This window comes from Alkaliphilus crotonatoxidans, from assembly GCF_054658015.1.
Map to the genome: position 1 here is coordinate 128,746 of NZ_BAAHXS010000001.1, position 15,302 is coordinate 144,047.

General features: G+C 40.4%; 14 protein-coding genes and 1 other annotated feature. Of the genes, 13 read left to right on the top strand and 1 reads right to left on the bottom strand.

Translation table 11 applies throughout. The features are described 5' to 3' along the window. The first annotated feature begins 2 nt into the window (after positions 1 to 2). The 10 genes from ACYQ1I_RS00585 (at position 3) to ACYQ1I_RS00630 (ending at position 9,527) form a co-directional block, all read left to right on the top strand. A complete protein-coding gene (locus ACYQ1I_RS00585; RefSeq protein ID WP_459761630.1) occupies positions 3 to 995 on the top strand; it encodes a PhoH family protein in 993 nt (330 codons plus the stop codon). 28 nt (positions 996 to 1,023) lie between these two features. Then, positions 1,024 to 3,135, top strand: a complete 2,112-nt coding sequence (locus ACYQ1I_RS00590; protein ID WP_459761631.1) for an HD family phosphohydrolase — start codon at positions 1,024 to 1,026, stop codon at positions 3,133 to 3,135. Further along, positions 3,119 to 3,571, top strand: a complete 453-nt coding sequence (ybeY, locus tag ACYQ1I_RS00595; RefSeq protein ID WP_459761632.1) for an rRNA maturation RNase YbeY — start codon at positions 3,119 to 3,121, stop codon at positions 3,569 to 3,571. Before ACYQ1I_RS00590 ends, ybeY begins: the two co-directional genes overlap by 17 nt. Positions 3,572 to 3,584: 13 nt before the next feature. Next, complete coding sequence (locus ACYQ1I_RS00600; RefSeq protein WP_459761633.1) at positions 3,585 to 4,283, top strand: diacylglycerol kinase; 699 nt, start codon at positions 3,585 to 3,587, stop codon at positions 4,281 to 4,283. 81 nt (positions 4,284 to 4,364) lie between these two features. Then, entirely contained in the window at positions 4,365 to 5,459 is a 1,095-nt protein-coding gene (locus ACYQ1I_RS00605) for a DUF3048 domain-containing protein (RefSeq protein ID WP_459761634.1), read from the top strand. Next, positions 5,449 to 6,336 (top strand): GTPase Era, encoded by an 888-nt coding sequence (gene era / locus ACYQ1I_RS00610; protein WP_459761635.1) that lies wholly within the window; start codon positions 5,449 to 5,451, stop codon positions 6,334 to 6,336. Before ACYQ1I_RS00605 ends, era begins: the two co-directional genes overlap by 11 nt. A 95-nt stretch (positions 6,337 to 6,431) precedes the next feature. Further along, on the top strand, positions 6,432 to 6,569 hold the full coding sequence (locus ACYQ1I_RS00615; protein WP_459761636.1) for a YqzL family protein: 138 nt from the start codon (positions 6,432 to 6,434) through the stop codon (positions 6,567 to 6,569). A 20-nt stretch (positions 6,570 to 6,589) separates the two neighbouring features. After that, the gene (recO, locus tag ACYQ1I_RS00620) at positions 6,590 to 7,333 is read left to right on the top strand and encodes a DNA repair protein RecO (protein ID WP_459761637.1); all 744 of its coding nucleotides are present in this window, start codon (positions 6,590 to 6,592) and stop codon (positions 7,331 to 7,333) included. A gap of 13 nt (positions 7,334 to 7,346) precedes the next feature. After that, on the top strand, positions 7,347 to 7,853 hold the full coding sequence (locus ACYQ1I_RS00625) for a DUF4342 domain-containing protein (protein ID WP_459761638.1): 507 nt from the start codon (positions 7,347 to 7,349) through the stop codon (positions 7,851 to 7,853). A gap of 72 nt (positions 7,854 to 7,925) precedes the next feature. Continuing rightward, positions 7,926 to 8,098: a binding site (T-box leader), on the top strand. 46 nt (positions 8,099 to 8,144) lie between these two features. Next, positions 8,145 to 9,527: a glycine--tRNA ligase gene (locus tag ACYQ1I_RS00630; RefSeq protein WP_459761639.1), complete on the top strand. Its 1,383-nt coding sequence runs from the start codon at positions 8,145 to 8,147 to the stop codon at positions 9,525 to 9,527. Positions 9,528 to 9,611: 84 nt separating this feature from the next. On the opposite strand, the gene ACYQ1I_RS00635 is transcribed toward ACYQ1I_RS00630, so the two are convergent. Next, positions 9,612 to 10,307 (bottom strand): DUF5673 domain-containing protein, encoded by a 696-nt coding sequence (locus ACYQ1I_RS00635; protein WP_459761640.1) that lies wholly within the window; start codon positions 10,305 to 10,307, stop codon positions 9,612 to 9,614. A gap of 676 nt (positions 10,308 to 10,983) precedes the next feature. Here ACYQ1I_RS00635 and ccpN point away from each other — a divergent pair. From ccpN to ppdK, 3 genes are read left to right on the top strand one after another with little or no spacing between them, the layout of a single operon-like run. Then, positions 10,984 to 11,625: a transcriptional regulator CcpN gene (gene ccpN, locus ACYQ1I_RS00640; protein ID WP_459761641.1), complete on the top strand. Its 642-nt coding sequence runs from the start codon at positions 10,984 to 10,986 to the stop codon at positions 11,623 to 11,625. A 10-nt stretch (positions 11,626 to 11,635) separates the two neighbouring features. After that, the gene (locus ACYQ1I_RS00645; RefSeq protein WP_459761642.1) at positions 11,636 to 12,469 is read left to right on the top strand and encodes a pyruvate, water dikinase regulatory protein; all 834 of its coding nucleotides are present in this window, start codon (positions 11,636 to 11,638) and stop codon (positions 12,467 to 12,469) included. A 21-nt stretch (positions 12,470 to 12,490) separates the two neighbouring features. Further along, positions 12,491 to 15,136, top strand: coding sequence for a pyruvate, phosphate dikinase (gene ppdK / locus ACYQ1I_RS00650; RefSeq protein ID WP_459761643.1), 2,646 nt, complete (start codon positions 12,491 to 12,493; stop codon positions 15,134 to 15,136). Positions 15,137 to 15,302: the final 166 nt, after the last annotated feature.

Consider the following 15,302-nt stretch of genomic DNA (forward strand, 5'->3'; position numbering starts at 1 on the left):
CTTTGATCAATTCATTACAGAAGAGAATTAAAGTAGAAAATACGGATTTTACCCGGGAACTGTTTGGTAACTTTGATGAAAATATAAAGCTAATTCAAAAGCTTCTGGGAGTCGATGTGGTCCTTAGGGAGGATGAAATTGTCATTATTGGCAGTGATCAAAAAGTAGATGTGGCTGAAAAACTGGTTTCCGAACTGTTATCCCTTTACCAGAAGGGGGAAGGCTTAACCAGCCAAAACATAAGCTATACGGCAAGTTTACTATTAGAAGGAAAATCTGAGGGAGTTCAGGAGCTGGCAGGGGATGTGGTCTTTGTTACCGATAAGGGAAAACCCATTAAGCCAAAGACCCTGGGCCAAAAAAAATACCTCGAAAAGATTGAAAAGAAAGACTTAACCTTTGGAATAGGCCCTGCCGGAACAGGTAAAACCTATCTGGCCGTGGCAATGGCCGTTAAGGCCTTTAGAAATGAACAGGTGAATCGTATCATCTTAACAAGGCCTGCTGTAGAGGCGGGGGAAAGTCTGGGCTTTCTTCCGGGGGACCTGAAGGACAAGGTGGACCCCTATTTACGGCCCTTGTATGACGCCCTTTATGATATTTTAGGTGTTGAAAAATTTCAAAAATATATGGAACGAGGTATGATTGAGGTGGCTCCCCTGGCCTATATGAGGGGAAGAACCTTAGATTACTCCTTTATTATACTGGATGAAGCCCAAAACACTACCAGGGAACAGATGAAGATGTTTCTTACCAGATTAGGCTTTGGCTCCAAGGCAGTGGTCACAGGGGATATTACCCAGGTAGACCTGCCAAGGGGAAAATCTTCAGGATTAAAGCATGCCATTGATGTTTTAAAGGATGTAGAGGAAATTGGCATAAGCTTTTTATCAGACAAGGATGTGGTCAGACATGCTCTGGTACAGAGGATCATTAAAGCCTATGAAATAGATGAAAACAAGCGAAGCAAAGCAACCCCCGTCAAGGGGAAGTGATAAAATAAGGTCATAAGGAGGAAATCCGATGGGCATGATAGGGAATATAAAAAAGAAGTTCTCCAGGCTATCCCGTAAAAAAGATGTAAACCATAAGGGAATTAAACAGCTTTTTCTGGCATTGTTGTTTTTCTTGAGCTTGTTTTTAATCTTGGTGGCCAGCCTGAAGCCGACTAAATATGATTTGGCTGTAGGTCAGCGGGCCCATGCCGATATTCGGTCTCCTAAAGAAATTGAAGATCGATGGGAAACAGATAAACTAAAGGAAGCCGCCGCCGCTGAAGAGGAAATATTGTACAAGCTCGATTCGTCGGTTCATATTGAGGTAAAAAAGGACCTGGAGCGATTTTTTAATTTAGTTTACGTTGTGCGGGACAATGAGGAGCTGACCCTGCTGGAAAAAAGGCAGGCAATCGATGAAAACGACCTGGGTATATCCGGCAGCAATATCACTGTTGCCCTTAATACGCCAATAGAAAAGCTGAAATACCTGGAAAATTATATTTATGATATTGTGGCACAAAACATGGAAAATGGCATCAAAATAGAAGATCTGCAAAAAGTAAAGAATAATATTAAAGAATATGTGTTAACTTTGACAGATTTTGACGAAGGGCTGCAGGAGTTATCTATCTCTCTGATTAATGCAACCATTCGGCCTAATCAATTTATGGATATTGAGGCCACTGAACAAAAACGTCAAGAGGCCAGAGAAAACGTAGAAAAAGTAATGATTCGTAAGGGTGACATCATATTAAGAGAGGGTGAAACCATCACCTATGACCGCTTAAACCTGCTGCGGGAGCTGGGGCTGCTAACGGAATACAGCCGAATCGACTTTATGCTCTATACTGGAATCGCTTTGATTGTGCTGATGGTGGAGCTTTTGATTATGGCTTATCTTATGGTGTTTAATAAGCAATTACTGGAAAAACCAGGCACCCTTATGATGATTATGATCATTTTTATTACAATATTAATTGTTTCAAAGGCCAGCTCCATTATTTCGATTTATGTCATGCCTGTGGCAGCAGGGGCTATGCTTTTAGCCATTCTGACCGATGCTCGTTTTTCATTTTTGGTAAACCTCGTTTTAAGCCTATTGGTGGCATTGATTACGGGGAATAATATTAGTTTAATTTTCATGACCCTGGTGGGGGGAACTGTAGGGATTTTTAGTGTATTGAATTCCCAGCAGCGGGGGAGCATTTTTTTATCGGGGATTTTGGTCAGCCTTGCCCATATTGTAACGGTAATTGGTATTGGCTTTATCAACAGCCATGAGGTGAGTAGTGTTTTAACCAATGGGTTTTATGGAGCATTAAACGGTATTTTCTGTGCAGTGCTGACGGTAGGTTCTCTGCCCCTGTGGGAATCAGTATTTGGGGTAGTCACCCCGCTAAAACTTTTAGAGCTGTCAAACCCCAATCATCCATTATTAAAAAAGCTATTAATAGAAGCCCCTGGCACATATCATCATAGTATTATTGTGGGAAATCTCAGCGAAGCTGCTGCCAATGCCGTTGGAGCCAATTCCCTGTTAGCCCGAACCGGTGCCTTTTATCATGACATTGGGAAAACCTCAAGGCCCTACTTCTTTAAGGAAAATCAGCTGACGTCTGAAAATCCCCATGATAAAATCAGTCCGTCCCTCAGCAGTCTGATTATTACCAATCATGTGAAGGATGGTCTTGAACTGGCTAAAAAACATAAGCTACCGGGTGAAATCACTGCTTTTATTAATGAACACCATGGCAATACGCTGGTGGCTTATTTTTACCACAAGGCGCTGAATGGTGAAAATGGTGAAAAGGTTGATGAGGAAAGCTTTCGATATAAGGGGAAAAAGCCCCAGACAAAGGAAACCGCCATTGTTATGCTGGCCGATTCTGTAGAGGCGGCGGTTCGAAGTCTGTCGGCTCCCAATCGAGATAAAATTCAAAAAATGATTGAAAAGATAATTAAGGATAAGCTTGAGGATGGCCAGTTAGAGGATTGTGATTTAACCTTAAAGGAGCTGGAAAGTATCAAGCAGGCATTCATCAATGTTATTCTAGGTATATTCCATGAACGAATTGAATATCCTGATTTGGATATGAAGGAAGCAAAGGGGAGGAAGGCCATTGAGTCTGGTCATTGATAATCGTCAAAACAAAGAGATCGATAAAAGCTTGGAAAAACTATTGGAGGAGGCAGTGGCTCATAGCCTTGCCTATGAAGGCTGGGATTCAGATTATGAGGTAAGCTTGTCTTTGGTAGGAAACCAGGAAATACAGGAATTAAATAAACAGTACAGAGGAAAGGACTATGCAACAGATGTCCTTTCCTTTCCCCTGGTGGAGGATGATTTCCCCCAGGGAGAAGAGAAGCTATTAGGAGACATTGTTATTTCTGTGGAAAGGGCCCTGGAGCAGGCAGAGGAGTACGGCCATAGCTTTCAGCGGGAAATGGCATTTTTAGTTGTCCACAGTATGTTTCATTTAATGGGCTATGACCATCAGGATGAAAGCAGTCAGGCCCAGATGAGAAGTAAGGAAGAGGCAGTATTGAAATTAATTGGTCAAATACGTGAATAATGGGGTTAGGGGAATGAAGGTAAGAAAATTAATCGACAGCTTTAACTATGCAATTGAAGGGATTCTTTATGCCTTAAAGACCCAGCGGAATATGAAAATTCACTTTTTTGTTTCAATTGCTATTTTGATTTTCAGCTTGTTTTTCGAGCTGAGTCGCTTTGAATTTTTAATTCTTCTACTGACCATTTCACTGGTTATTATTGCTGAAATGATTAATACAGCCATCGAAGCGGCCATTGATTTAATTACAGATCAATACCATATCTTCGCCAAAATCGCCAAAAATGTTGCGGCTGGTGCAGTTTTAATTGCTGCCATTAATTCTATCTTTGTTGCCTACTTCATCTTTTTTCAAAGAATTAATCCCTATACCCTGATGGTACTCCATCGGGTCAGGCAGTCGCCCATACATATTACCTTTATCGTTTTTATTATCGTTATTATTGCTGTAATCAGTATGAAGGCCTATTTTGGCCGGGGAACTCCACTACAGGGCGGAATGCCCAGTGGTCATGCGGCTGTGGCCTTTTCCCTGGCTACGGCCATTACCTTCATTTCAGAAAACACCTTTATTGCAACCCTCTCCATTCTAATGGCCCTATTGGTATGCCAGAGCAGAATAGAGGGGAAAATACATAATTTTGCCGAAGTAATCGGGGGAGCAGCATTGGGTACAATAATAACAATTATACTGTTTCAGCTATTTGGTTAAATTAACTCTATCAAGGCGATTAAATAAATACCAACCTAATGTCAAGATAAGCCTGAATAAAGTACTGAAAGGAATGATGAAATGCGGCGGATGATCAAAAAAACCACTCTATTTATACTGACAGCTATTTTGTTAATTTCAATTAATGGCTGCAATAAAGATCAGGATATTGCAGAAGAGCCCCCCATTGTAGAGGTGGTGATCCCTGAGGAAGAGGGTATTCCCGAGGGAATGGCTGTCAATCCTTTAACAGGACTGTACATAGATGAGGCTGCTGCTAAACGCAGACCTGTAGCAGTAATGATTAATAACCTTCGGGCGGCCCTGCCCCAGAGCGGTATATCCCAGGCCGATATTATTTATGAAACCCTGGCTGAAGGCGATATTACAAGACTATTGGCGGTGTTTCAAGACTTTGATGCTGAAAAAATAGGCCCTGTCCGTAGTGCCAGACACTATTACCTAGATTTTGCCTTTAACCACGATGCCATATTTGTTCATTATGGCGGCAGCGACCAGGCCTATGCTGAAATAGCCAATCTAAAGGTAGATAATTTAAATGGGCTATCCTATTTAGATACCATTATGTTCTGGCGTGATGCGGAACGAAGGAAGAAAAAGGGAATGTACGAGCATAGCGTTTATACCAGCGCTGAAAAGATTATGTTGGGTTGGGAACGTGAAAAATATAGAACGGAGATCACTGAAAATCTTCAGCCAATGCTGAATTTTTACGATGAAGACACCACACCCCAGGGTGTAGAGGCTAATAAAGTGGATCTGCCCTTTACCAATCGAATAACCACCAGCTTTGAATACAACGAAGAATCTGGTCTATATAATCGCTTTCAGTACGGCGGGCCCCACATAGACGAAAATAATCAAAACCAGCTGACAACCAAAAATATTATTGTTCAATATACAGAGATTAAGCATATACCCGGTGATACCGAGGGAAGAAGGGATATGAAGCTGATAAGTCAAGGAAATGGTGTTTATATTACTAATGGCAAGGCCGTTCCCATTACCTGGCGTAAGGATTCCCACCGATCTCCTACGGAATATCGTGATGAAAATGGACAAAGACTTTTAGTCAATAAGGGAAATACATGGGTCATTATTTTCCCTAATAACCGTGAAATTCAGCTTAAGGCAGGAGGAGAAAATGAAATATAAATCAGGCTTTGTTACAATTATCGGAAGGCCCAATGTGGGCAAATCAACCTTAATGAACCAGCTTATCGGTGAAAAGATAGCCATTATCTCTGATAAGCCCCAAACCACCAGAAACAAAATACAGTGCATTCATACAGGAGAAAATCACCAAATTGTCTTTTTAGATACCCCTGGAATCCATAAGCCTAAGCATAAGCTGGGACAATACATGGTTAAGGTGGCCAAGGAAACCCTTCGAGAGGTGGATGTTATCTTGTTTGTAGTGGATGAGGGGGAGTCGATTGGCCCTGGAGATCGATTTATTATGGAACAGCTGCAGGGGGTAGAGACACCGGTTATATTGGTCATGAATAAAATAGATAAGATGAACCAAGAAACCTTTCGTAAGCTATACGATGCCTATGAGGCCACTGGACTTTTTCAAGATATTATTGGTATTTCTGCCCTTGAAGGAGCCAATCTACATTCACTAATTGCAAAAATAGTAGGCTATTTACCCGAGGGCCCACAGTATTTCCCGGCAGATATGGTGACTGATCAGCCAGAAAGGGTAATCGTGGCGGAGATTATCAGGGAAAAAATACTCCATTATACCGAGCAGGAAATTCCCCACGGGGTGGCTGTGGAGGTTTCAATGATGAAAAAGCGAGAGGATCAGGGGATTATTGATATACACAGTACCATCTATTGTGAACGTAAATCCCACAAAGGGATCATTATCGGAAAAAATGGGCGAAAATTAAAGGGAATTGGGAAAAGTGCCCGGGAGGACATCGAAGCTTTATTAGGTTCAAAGGTCTATCTGGAGCTTTGGGTTAAAATTAAAGAAGATTGGCGAAATCGTGATAGTATATTAAAGGGTTTTGGGTATGAATAAGATAGCATTCCAATAACAAAATTTACAATGTATAGTCGGTCCCAGATTACAGAAAATAAATTCAGGATACATAAATATGAAAGGGGACCTGACAAATGCTTGATCAAATTTTCTGGAATGTCTTTGAAAAAACCGGGAGCCTGGAGGCCTACTTATGTTATAAAAGTTATCCGGCAAAAAAAGAGGAAATGCATAGAATAGAAGAGGAAAGCAAAAATCGAGCTGTAAAATAATTTAAACGGGGGAATGATTCATGCTGATCAATACAGAAGCCTTTGTATTAAAGAATAGAAAATATGGAGAAACTGACAGCATGTTAACCCTTTTTACTAGAAAGCTGGGCAAGGTAAATGCCATTGCCAAGGGGGCAAGAAGGCCCAAGAGCAATCTGCTAGCTGGTATTCAACCCTTTGGCTACAGTGATTTTATTCTATTTAAGGGAAAAAGCCTCTATACAGTTAATCAGTGTGAATCTAAAAAAATATTTTATGGCATTAGAGAAGACCTGGATAAGCTGACCTACGGCGCCTATGTACTGGAGCTAATCGAGGTGGTTACCAATGAAGGGCAGACCAATAATCGACTTTTCAACCTGTTGGAAAAAACATTAACGGTACTCCTGGAAAGGGATATCGTACCAGAAACCATTGTCAGGGCCTTTGAATTGAAGCTTTTGGCCTATTCCGGTTTTAAACCCCATTTAAGGGGTTGTGTGGGCTGTGGGCGTACTCAATTTAATACAGTACGTTTTAGCATAGAAGCTGGTGGAATTCTATGTCCCCATTGCTTTCATGAAGACCCCTTTGCCATAGGTGTGTCGGAAACTACTATTCGGCTGGCCAATTATTTAATGGAAAAGGAATTATCAGAAATAAGCACCTTAAAGATTAAAAAAAGTTTAATGAATGAGCTGAATCAACTGTTAAAAAAGTATATGATGGTGCATATTAATAAATATCAATTCAAAAGTTTAGAAATGCTTGATAAATTATCTTAAGGAGTTGAGGAAAATGGAAATTAATCTCGAAAAAATTGACATTATAAGAGAGCGGACAGGGGTATCCTATCGGGAAGCCAAAGAGGTATTGGAAAAGTACGATGGAAATGTGGTGGAGGCCCTTATAGAGCTAGAGGACAAAACTGGCCGAAACTGGACTGAAACCATGGGAATTGCAGGAAATGAAGTAATTGAAAAGCTGAAGGCCATTATTAAAAAGGGTAATGTCACTAAAATTATTTTAAAGAAGGATGGAGAGGTACTTCTAAACATTCCTGTTACTGCAGGGGCCGTTGGTGTGGTGTTAGCTCCCTTGGTTTCTATTTTAGGGGTGTCTACAGCCCTGGCCAGTCGGGCCACCATAGAAATTGTCAAGTCAAATGGCGAAGTAGTTGATTTAAATGACATGGCCGAAGATAAGGTCAATGAGCTCAGGAACATGATGCGGTCCGATAAAAGTAAAAAGAAGGAAGAGATCGATAACATTTTAGGTGACGACAAAGATGATGAAGAAGAATAGCAGCATAAAAAATCGCTAAAAACCATTGACAAGTAAACGATAATTTGGTAAATTTAATAGCAATTAATGAATAGATTGGCTGTGAAAAAGAGGAGTAATGAAAAGGACTGTTTTAAGCGAGTTGGGGATGGTGCAAGCCCAATACAGCGCTTTCATGAAGGGCGCTTTTGAGCCAGCATAGAAAGTGGGTACAGTAATGTACCAACTAGGGTGGAACCGCGGAAGAAAAGCCTTTCGTCCCTAAGGGGATGGAGGGCTTTTATTTTTTTATTATTTTTAGGAGGGAATGATATGGAAGTGTCAATGGACAAAATTGTATCTTTGGCAAAATCAAGGGGCTTTATTTTTCCAGGCTCAGAGGTCTACGGAGGGTTGGCCAATACCTGGGATTATGGGCCCCTGGGGGTTGAATTAAAAAATAATGTAAAGAAGGCATGGTGGAAAAAGTTTATTCAGCAAAACCCCTATAATGTCGGACTGGATTCAGCCATTTTAATGAATCCTCAGGTATGGGTGGCTTCGGGCCACGTAGGGGGCTTTAATGACCCTTTAATGGATTGTAAAAAGTGTAAAAGCCGCTATCGTGCCGATAAGCTAATAGAAGATTATGCGGCTAAAGGCGATGAAGAGATTATTGTTGATGGTTGGGAGAATCAGCGGATGAAGAAATTTATCGAAGATAATCAGATTGCATGCCCTGCCTGTGGTGCCATGGACTATACTGATATAAGACAGTTTAATCTAATGTTTAAGACCTACCAGGGTGTAACAGAAGACTCCAGTACAGAAATCTTTCTGCGGCCAGAAACTGCCCAGGGAATCTTTGTAAACTTTAAAAATGTACTGCGTTCCTCCAGAAAGAAGGTTCCCTTTGGTATTGGCCAAATTGGTAAATCCTTTAGAAATGAAATTACGCCAGGTAACTTCACCTTTAGAACCAGGGAATTTGAGCAAATGGAGCTGGAGTTTTTCTGTAAGCCAGGAGAGGATTTAGAATGGTTCCAATATTGGTCGGATTTCTGTAAAAACTGGTTATTAAACCTAAATATGCAGGAAGAAAATATTCGATTGAGGGAGCATTCTCCTGAAGAGCTTTCCCACTACAGTAATGCCACCACCGATATTGAATATCGCTTTCCCTTTGGCTGGGGTGAGCTTTGGGGCATTGCAGACCGTACAGATTTTGATTTAAAAAGGCACAGTGAACATTCAGGGGTAGAATTCAATTATCAAGACCCGGTAACCAATGAAAAATATGTTCCCTATTGTATTGAACCATCCCTGGGGGCAGATCGGGTCACTCTGGCATTTTTGGTAGACGCCTACCATGAAGAACAGGTAGACGAAAATGATACCAGGGTAGTATTGAAGCTTCATCCGGCTTTGGCTCCCTTTAAGGCAGCTGTCTTTCCATTGACCAAAAAGCTTAAGGATGAGGCGGGAAAAATCTACGAAATGCTGTCTGAAAAATACATGGTGGATTATGATGATGCCGGCAGTATTGGTAAGCGCTATCGACGTCATGATGAAATTGGTACCCCCTTCTGTATCACCTTTGACTACGAATCCCTGGAGGATCAAAGCGTCACCATCAGGCATCGTGATACCATGGAGCAGGAGCGAATTGCCATTGCTGATTTAAATACCTATTTAGAAGAAAAATTAAAATATTAACATCAATTAAAGCAGGTCAAATACTGACAGCAGGAATTAATTTCCTGCTGTTTTTTTGAAGATATGATAGAAACTAGCGTAAACCTACTGATTATTTGCTTCTATCAAACTGTTTATTCTTTCTCTATCTTCTGCTTTAACCTTTAATTTTAGCGTATTAAATGGATCATCCCAATTTTTAGATCTTCTAGAATCTCCAATATATAGCCATAAAAAATAATGCGCTTTATTATTTTTTTCTATAGGCCCCTCCCATTTAGCACATTGAAAATCTTCCCATTTGATCAGCTTATTTGATACAAGCACACCACTTTGACAAATCATACTTTTCTGTAATCCCTGATAAATTAAATAAGGAATGACAAATAATAATGAAGAGATTATTATGAAAAAAACTAAATCTACATCATAACCAATTAGAATTGATGCTTCTCGCAACATATCATTAACAAGAAGTCGATAGGATAAGCTTCTTATATTAGCTACCCAAAGTAATTGATACCATCCATCAAAATACTGTGGTATTGTTATTTCAAAAACTTTAGTAAATGAAGGAATAAAAAGTTTCGTTAATACAATTAAATAGAAACTTGAAATTATGAATGCAAAAACTAATTTAAAGCTATCGGGAGAAGATAAACAAATTAAATCATTAGCAATTCTTGTTCTTTGTTCAATATTTTTCTTTATAAGAACAATTACAATAATAACCGTTGCAATAGGAATGGTATAGTAGATAAATTTAGCTCCGAAAGTGACCATATCATTAATTATCGTCATAACAATTCCTCCATACAGTAATATTTTTCTAATTTAAAATTTTGGCAATATAATAATTGTAGCTTGCTTGAAATTTCAATTGTATAAACTGTTATAAATAATTTCGGACTCTTGTTGTAAAATACAAATCAGAATAACTGCGGGAAAATCACTTCCCGAATTTATCTAAAATTTTAAAATACATATAGATTTTTCCCCCTCTTTTCCAATTATTAACTATTATAATATAGTAGAATGTCTTAACATGTCAAATTCTGATGTCGAAATATTATAGCCTAATTACAAATGTTAAGGTATTAAAACTAGCCATTTGCTCAGTGAAATAATAATGTGAAGCAAAGAAGTAGAGAAAAAGTCAAAATATTATTCAGAAACTGCAAAATAATAAGAAGTCGAACGTAAGATTTGTATTTTTAATACTTTACAGTACTTTTGAATGATTGGCCAGTAGGTCTAGTCATGTGATATTTGAATTAAGTGGTTTGGAAAAAAACTATATTTAGGAATAACAGAATATACTCAGGTTGGGCATAAAAAAGCCTGGTATTTCAATGAGTTACAGAATTCTTATGAGTTGCAAAACTTTCTATGAATAAAAAAGTATAGCAAATAAGCACTTTATGTGATACATTATTTATATAATATAACATAATAACATATAGAGTAGCACAAAGGGGTGAGTGATATCGAATTATCAAATCGTCAGCAAAAAATAGTTGAGATTGTCAAGGAAAGGGAGCCCATCACCAGTGAACAAATTGCAGCTATGCTAAAGGTGACCAGGGCCACCCTCAGACCAGACCTGGCCATTCTAACCATGTCAGGTATTTTAGATGCCAGACCAAAGGTAGGGTATTTTTATTCGGGCAAGTCGGATATTAATCTGTTTTCCCAACAGGTGAAAAATATTAAGGTGTCTGACATTATGTCTGTTCCTGCCTTTGTCACCGAAGAAACCTCTGTCTACGAAGCCATTGTAACTCTTTTTTTAGAGGATGTTGGTACAGTTTTCGTGATTTCATCTAAAGGATATCTGGCTGGTGTAGTATCCAGAAAGGATTTTTTAAAAAGCGCCATTGGCGGTACCGATATCAATAAGGTTCCCGTGGGGATGATTATGACCAGATGGCCCAATATTGTTACAGTGATGCCGGATGAAAATGCCCTGCAGGCGGCAATTAAAATTATTGATCATGAGGTAGACAGCTTGCCAGTGGTAGAGAAGGAAAGAATTGAAGGAAAAGAAAGGCTTAAGGTTGTGGGAAAGATTTCTAAGAGCAGCGTCACCAAGCTATTGGTTGAGCTGTGCAGAGAATAGGAGGTAGAAGATGGAAGAGAATAATTGTGTAATCTACGTGCTATCTGACTCAATTGGTGAAACAGGTGAACAAGTGGCGAAGGCTGCCATTAGTCAATTTAATATTGAAGATTACGAAATCAGACGATTTCCTTTTATAACCGAAAAGCAGCAAATAGATGAGGTAATTACCGAAGCCAAGGAAGAACAGGCCGTTATTCTATTTACCATGGTGGTGGAGGAGCTAAAAAATGACTTAATGGTGGAGGCTGAAAAATATCAAATTCCCTATATTGACATTATGTCTCCCGTTATTGGAGCTATGGAGCAGGTTTTTAAAAATATGCCTAAGAGGGAGCCGGGGCTGATCAGAAGGCTGGATGAAAAGTACTTTAAAAAGGTAGAGGCCATTGAATTTGCTGTTAAATATGATGATGGCAAGGACCCAAGGGGCTTGAAAAAGGCTGACATTATTTTGGTAGGCATTTCAAGAACCTCCAAGACCCCCTTGAGTATGTATTTAGCCCATAAGAATTTAAAGGTGGCCAATGTACCCCTGGTGCCAGAGGTTAATCCTCCTAAGGAGCTATTCGAGGTAGACAATCGGAAGATTATTGGCTTAACGACCAATCCCTTAAAGCTAATTGAAATTAGACAGGAAAGGCTAAAGGCCCTGGGCCTTAAGCATGAAGCCAACTATGCCAGTATGGAAAGGGTTTTAGAGGAGCTTGACTATGCTGAGGCTATCATGAAAAAGGTAGGCTGCCCCGTTATTGATGTTTCTTCAAAGGCAGTGGAGGAAAGCGCCAGTATTATTTTAGAAATCTTCAAAGAAATTGGATATAAATTCAATAATGGTAGATAGATAAAATCGGAGGTTTAAAAGATGAAAAAATTTGTATACGGCTTTAGTGAAGGAAATATGTCAATGAAGTCCCTACTGGGGGGAAAGGGTGCCAACCTTGCAGAAATGACCCGGATTGGCTTACCGGTTCCACCAGGGTTTACAGTCACAACAGAGGCCTGTAATGAATATTATCAACAGGGCTCAAAGCTCTGGGAGGCATTGAAGCTTGAAATTTTTGAACATTTAAGCAGACTTGAGGAAAATACCGGAAAACGCTTTGGCGATATATCCAATCCCTTGCTGGTATCGGTCCGATCCGGCGCAGTTTTTTCCATGCCTGGTATGATGGACACCATATTGAATTTAGGCTTAAATGATGAATCGGTTGCGGGCCTGGCAGAGGCCACCAACAATGAACGTTTTGCCTATGACAGCTATCGCAGGTTCATTCAAATGTTTGGGGATGTGGTGCTGGAGGTAAAAAAATATAAATTTGATACCATTTTGGAAAAGAGAAAACTAGATCAAAATGTGAATCAAGACGTTGATTTAACAACAGAGGATTTAAAGTTTCTGGTGGAAGAATTCAAAAAGATTATTGCCAGGGAAGCGGGCATAGAATTTCCCCAGGATGTCAGAGAACAGCTATTGATGGCCGTAGAAGCGGTATTTAAGTCATGGAATAATCCAAGGGCCAAGGTATATCGTAAAATCCATGAAATTCCTGAACATTTAGGTACGGCAGTCAATATACAATCAATGGTCTTTGGTAATATGGGGGATACCTCTGGAACAGGTGTGGCCTTCACCAGAAATCCATCCAACGGAGAAAAGAAGCTTTTTGGTGAGTTTTTAATGAATGCTCAGGGGGAAGATGTGGTGGCAGGTATTAGAACTCCCCAGCCCATTGAAGCCTTGAAGGAAAAAATGCCCCAGGCCTATCAGCGTTTTATTGAAGTAACCCATCTGCTAGAAAACCATTATCGGGATATGCAGGATATTGAATTTACCATTGAACGAGGAGCGCTCTATATTCTTCAAACAAGAAATGGAAAACGAACTACCCTGGCTGCCATTAATATTGCAGTAGATATGGTTTCAGAGGGTCTAATCGATCAAAAAGACGCCATCCTGAGGGTTGAACCTCAGCAGTTAAATCAATTGCTGCACCCAGCCTTTGATGAGGTTGAATTAAAAAAGGCAGAGGTGATTACCCGGGGACTGCCGGCATCATCAGGGGCTGCCTCGGGAAGGCTATACTTTACCCCAGAGGATGCGGTAAAGGCCAGTAATTCCGGAGAAAGTGTGATCTTGGTTAGACATGAAACCTCCCCAGAGGACATCGAAGGAATGGTAGCATCTGTGGGAATTTTAACTGCCAGGGGTGGCATGACCTCCCATGCTGCGGTGGTGGCCAGAGGAATGGGTAAATGCTGTGTTGCCGGTGCCGGTGAATTAAAAATAGATGAAGCCCAGAAAATTGTCAGAGTAAGGGAACTAACCCTACGAGAAGGGGATTATGTTTCCTTAAATGGAAATACAGGAGAGGTCTATGCAGGTGAAATTAAAACCAAGGACCCACAGCTGACAGGTAATTTTGAAGTCTTTATGGGTTGGGCAGACCAGTATCGAAAATTAAAGGTAAGGGCCAACGCTGATACGCCACGAGACACCAGTCAGGCTAAGGAGTTTGGTGCTGAGGGAGTAGGGCTATGCCGAACAGAGCATATGTTTTTTGAAGAAAGCAGAATTCCAGTAGTTCGTCAAATGATTTTAGCCAGAACCCTGGAACAGCGGAAAAAGGCATTAGAGAAGCTATTACCCATGCAAAGACAGGATTTTATCAATATATTTGAAGTAATGGGGCCCTTACCGGTGACCATCAGGCTGCTGGACCCACCCCTTCATGAATTTTTACCCCATGAAGAGGAAGATATATTGGAATTGTCAAAGGAAATGGGTGTCTCCTATCATGAGCTGAAGGACGTTGTAAATGACCTTCATGAATTTAACCCCATGCTGGGGCATCGGGGCTGTAGGCTAGCCATCACCTACCCAGAGATTTATCAAATGCAGGTTCAAGCCATTATGGAGGCAGCGGTTCATATGCAGACCAAAAGGGGGATCACTGTAAAGCCTGAAATTATGGTACCCTTGGTGGGGGATTTAAAGGAACTGAAGTATATTAAGGATATAATAGAACGTACAGTTGAAGAAGTGTTTGTTGAAGCTGGCTTTAGGGTCGATTACCAGGTAGGAACCATGATTGAGGTACCCAGGGCAGCCATTTCAGCCGATGAAATTGCCACTGAAGCTGCCTTCTTTTCCTTTGGAACCAATGACCTAACCCAGATGACCTATGGCTTTTCAAGGGATGATGCAGGGGCCTTTATTAAGGAATATTTAGATAAGGGGCTTTTAGAGAAGGACCCCTTTCAACGGATTGACCGCAATGGAGTGGGTAAGCTGATGAAGCTGGCGGTAGAGCTGGGAAGAAAGACTAAGCCAGAAATAAAGCTTGGAATTTGTGGGGAACATGGGGGCGAACCCAGCTCCATCGAATTCTGCCATTTATTAGGATTAGATTATGTCTCCTGTTCACCCTTCAGGGTACCCATAGCCCGATTGGCTGCGGCCCAGGCGGCCATTATCAACAAAGACCAATCAGCTGGCATTACAAAATAAGAAATAAATAGGGCTAAAAGCATTATATACCAATGATTAAAGAGATTTGTTATTGAATAAAGTAGGGGTGCTATATCTTAGAGTTTTAAGAGATAGCACCTCATTTTTTGTTAAGATTAGGTATTATGGAACAAAAAATGGCCTGAAAAACAGCTATTTGTTCTGT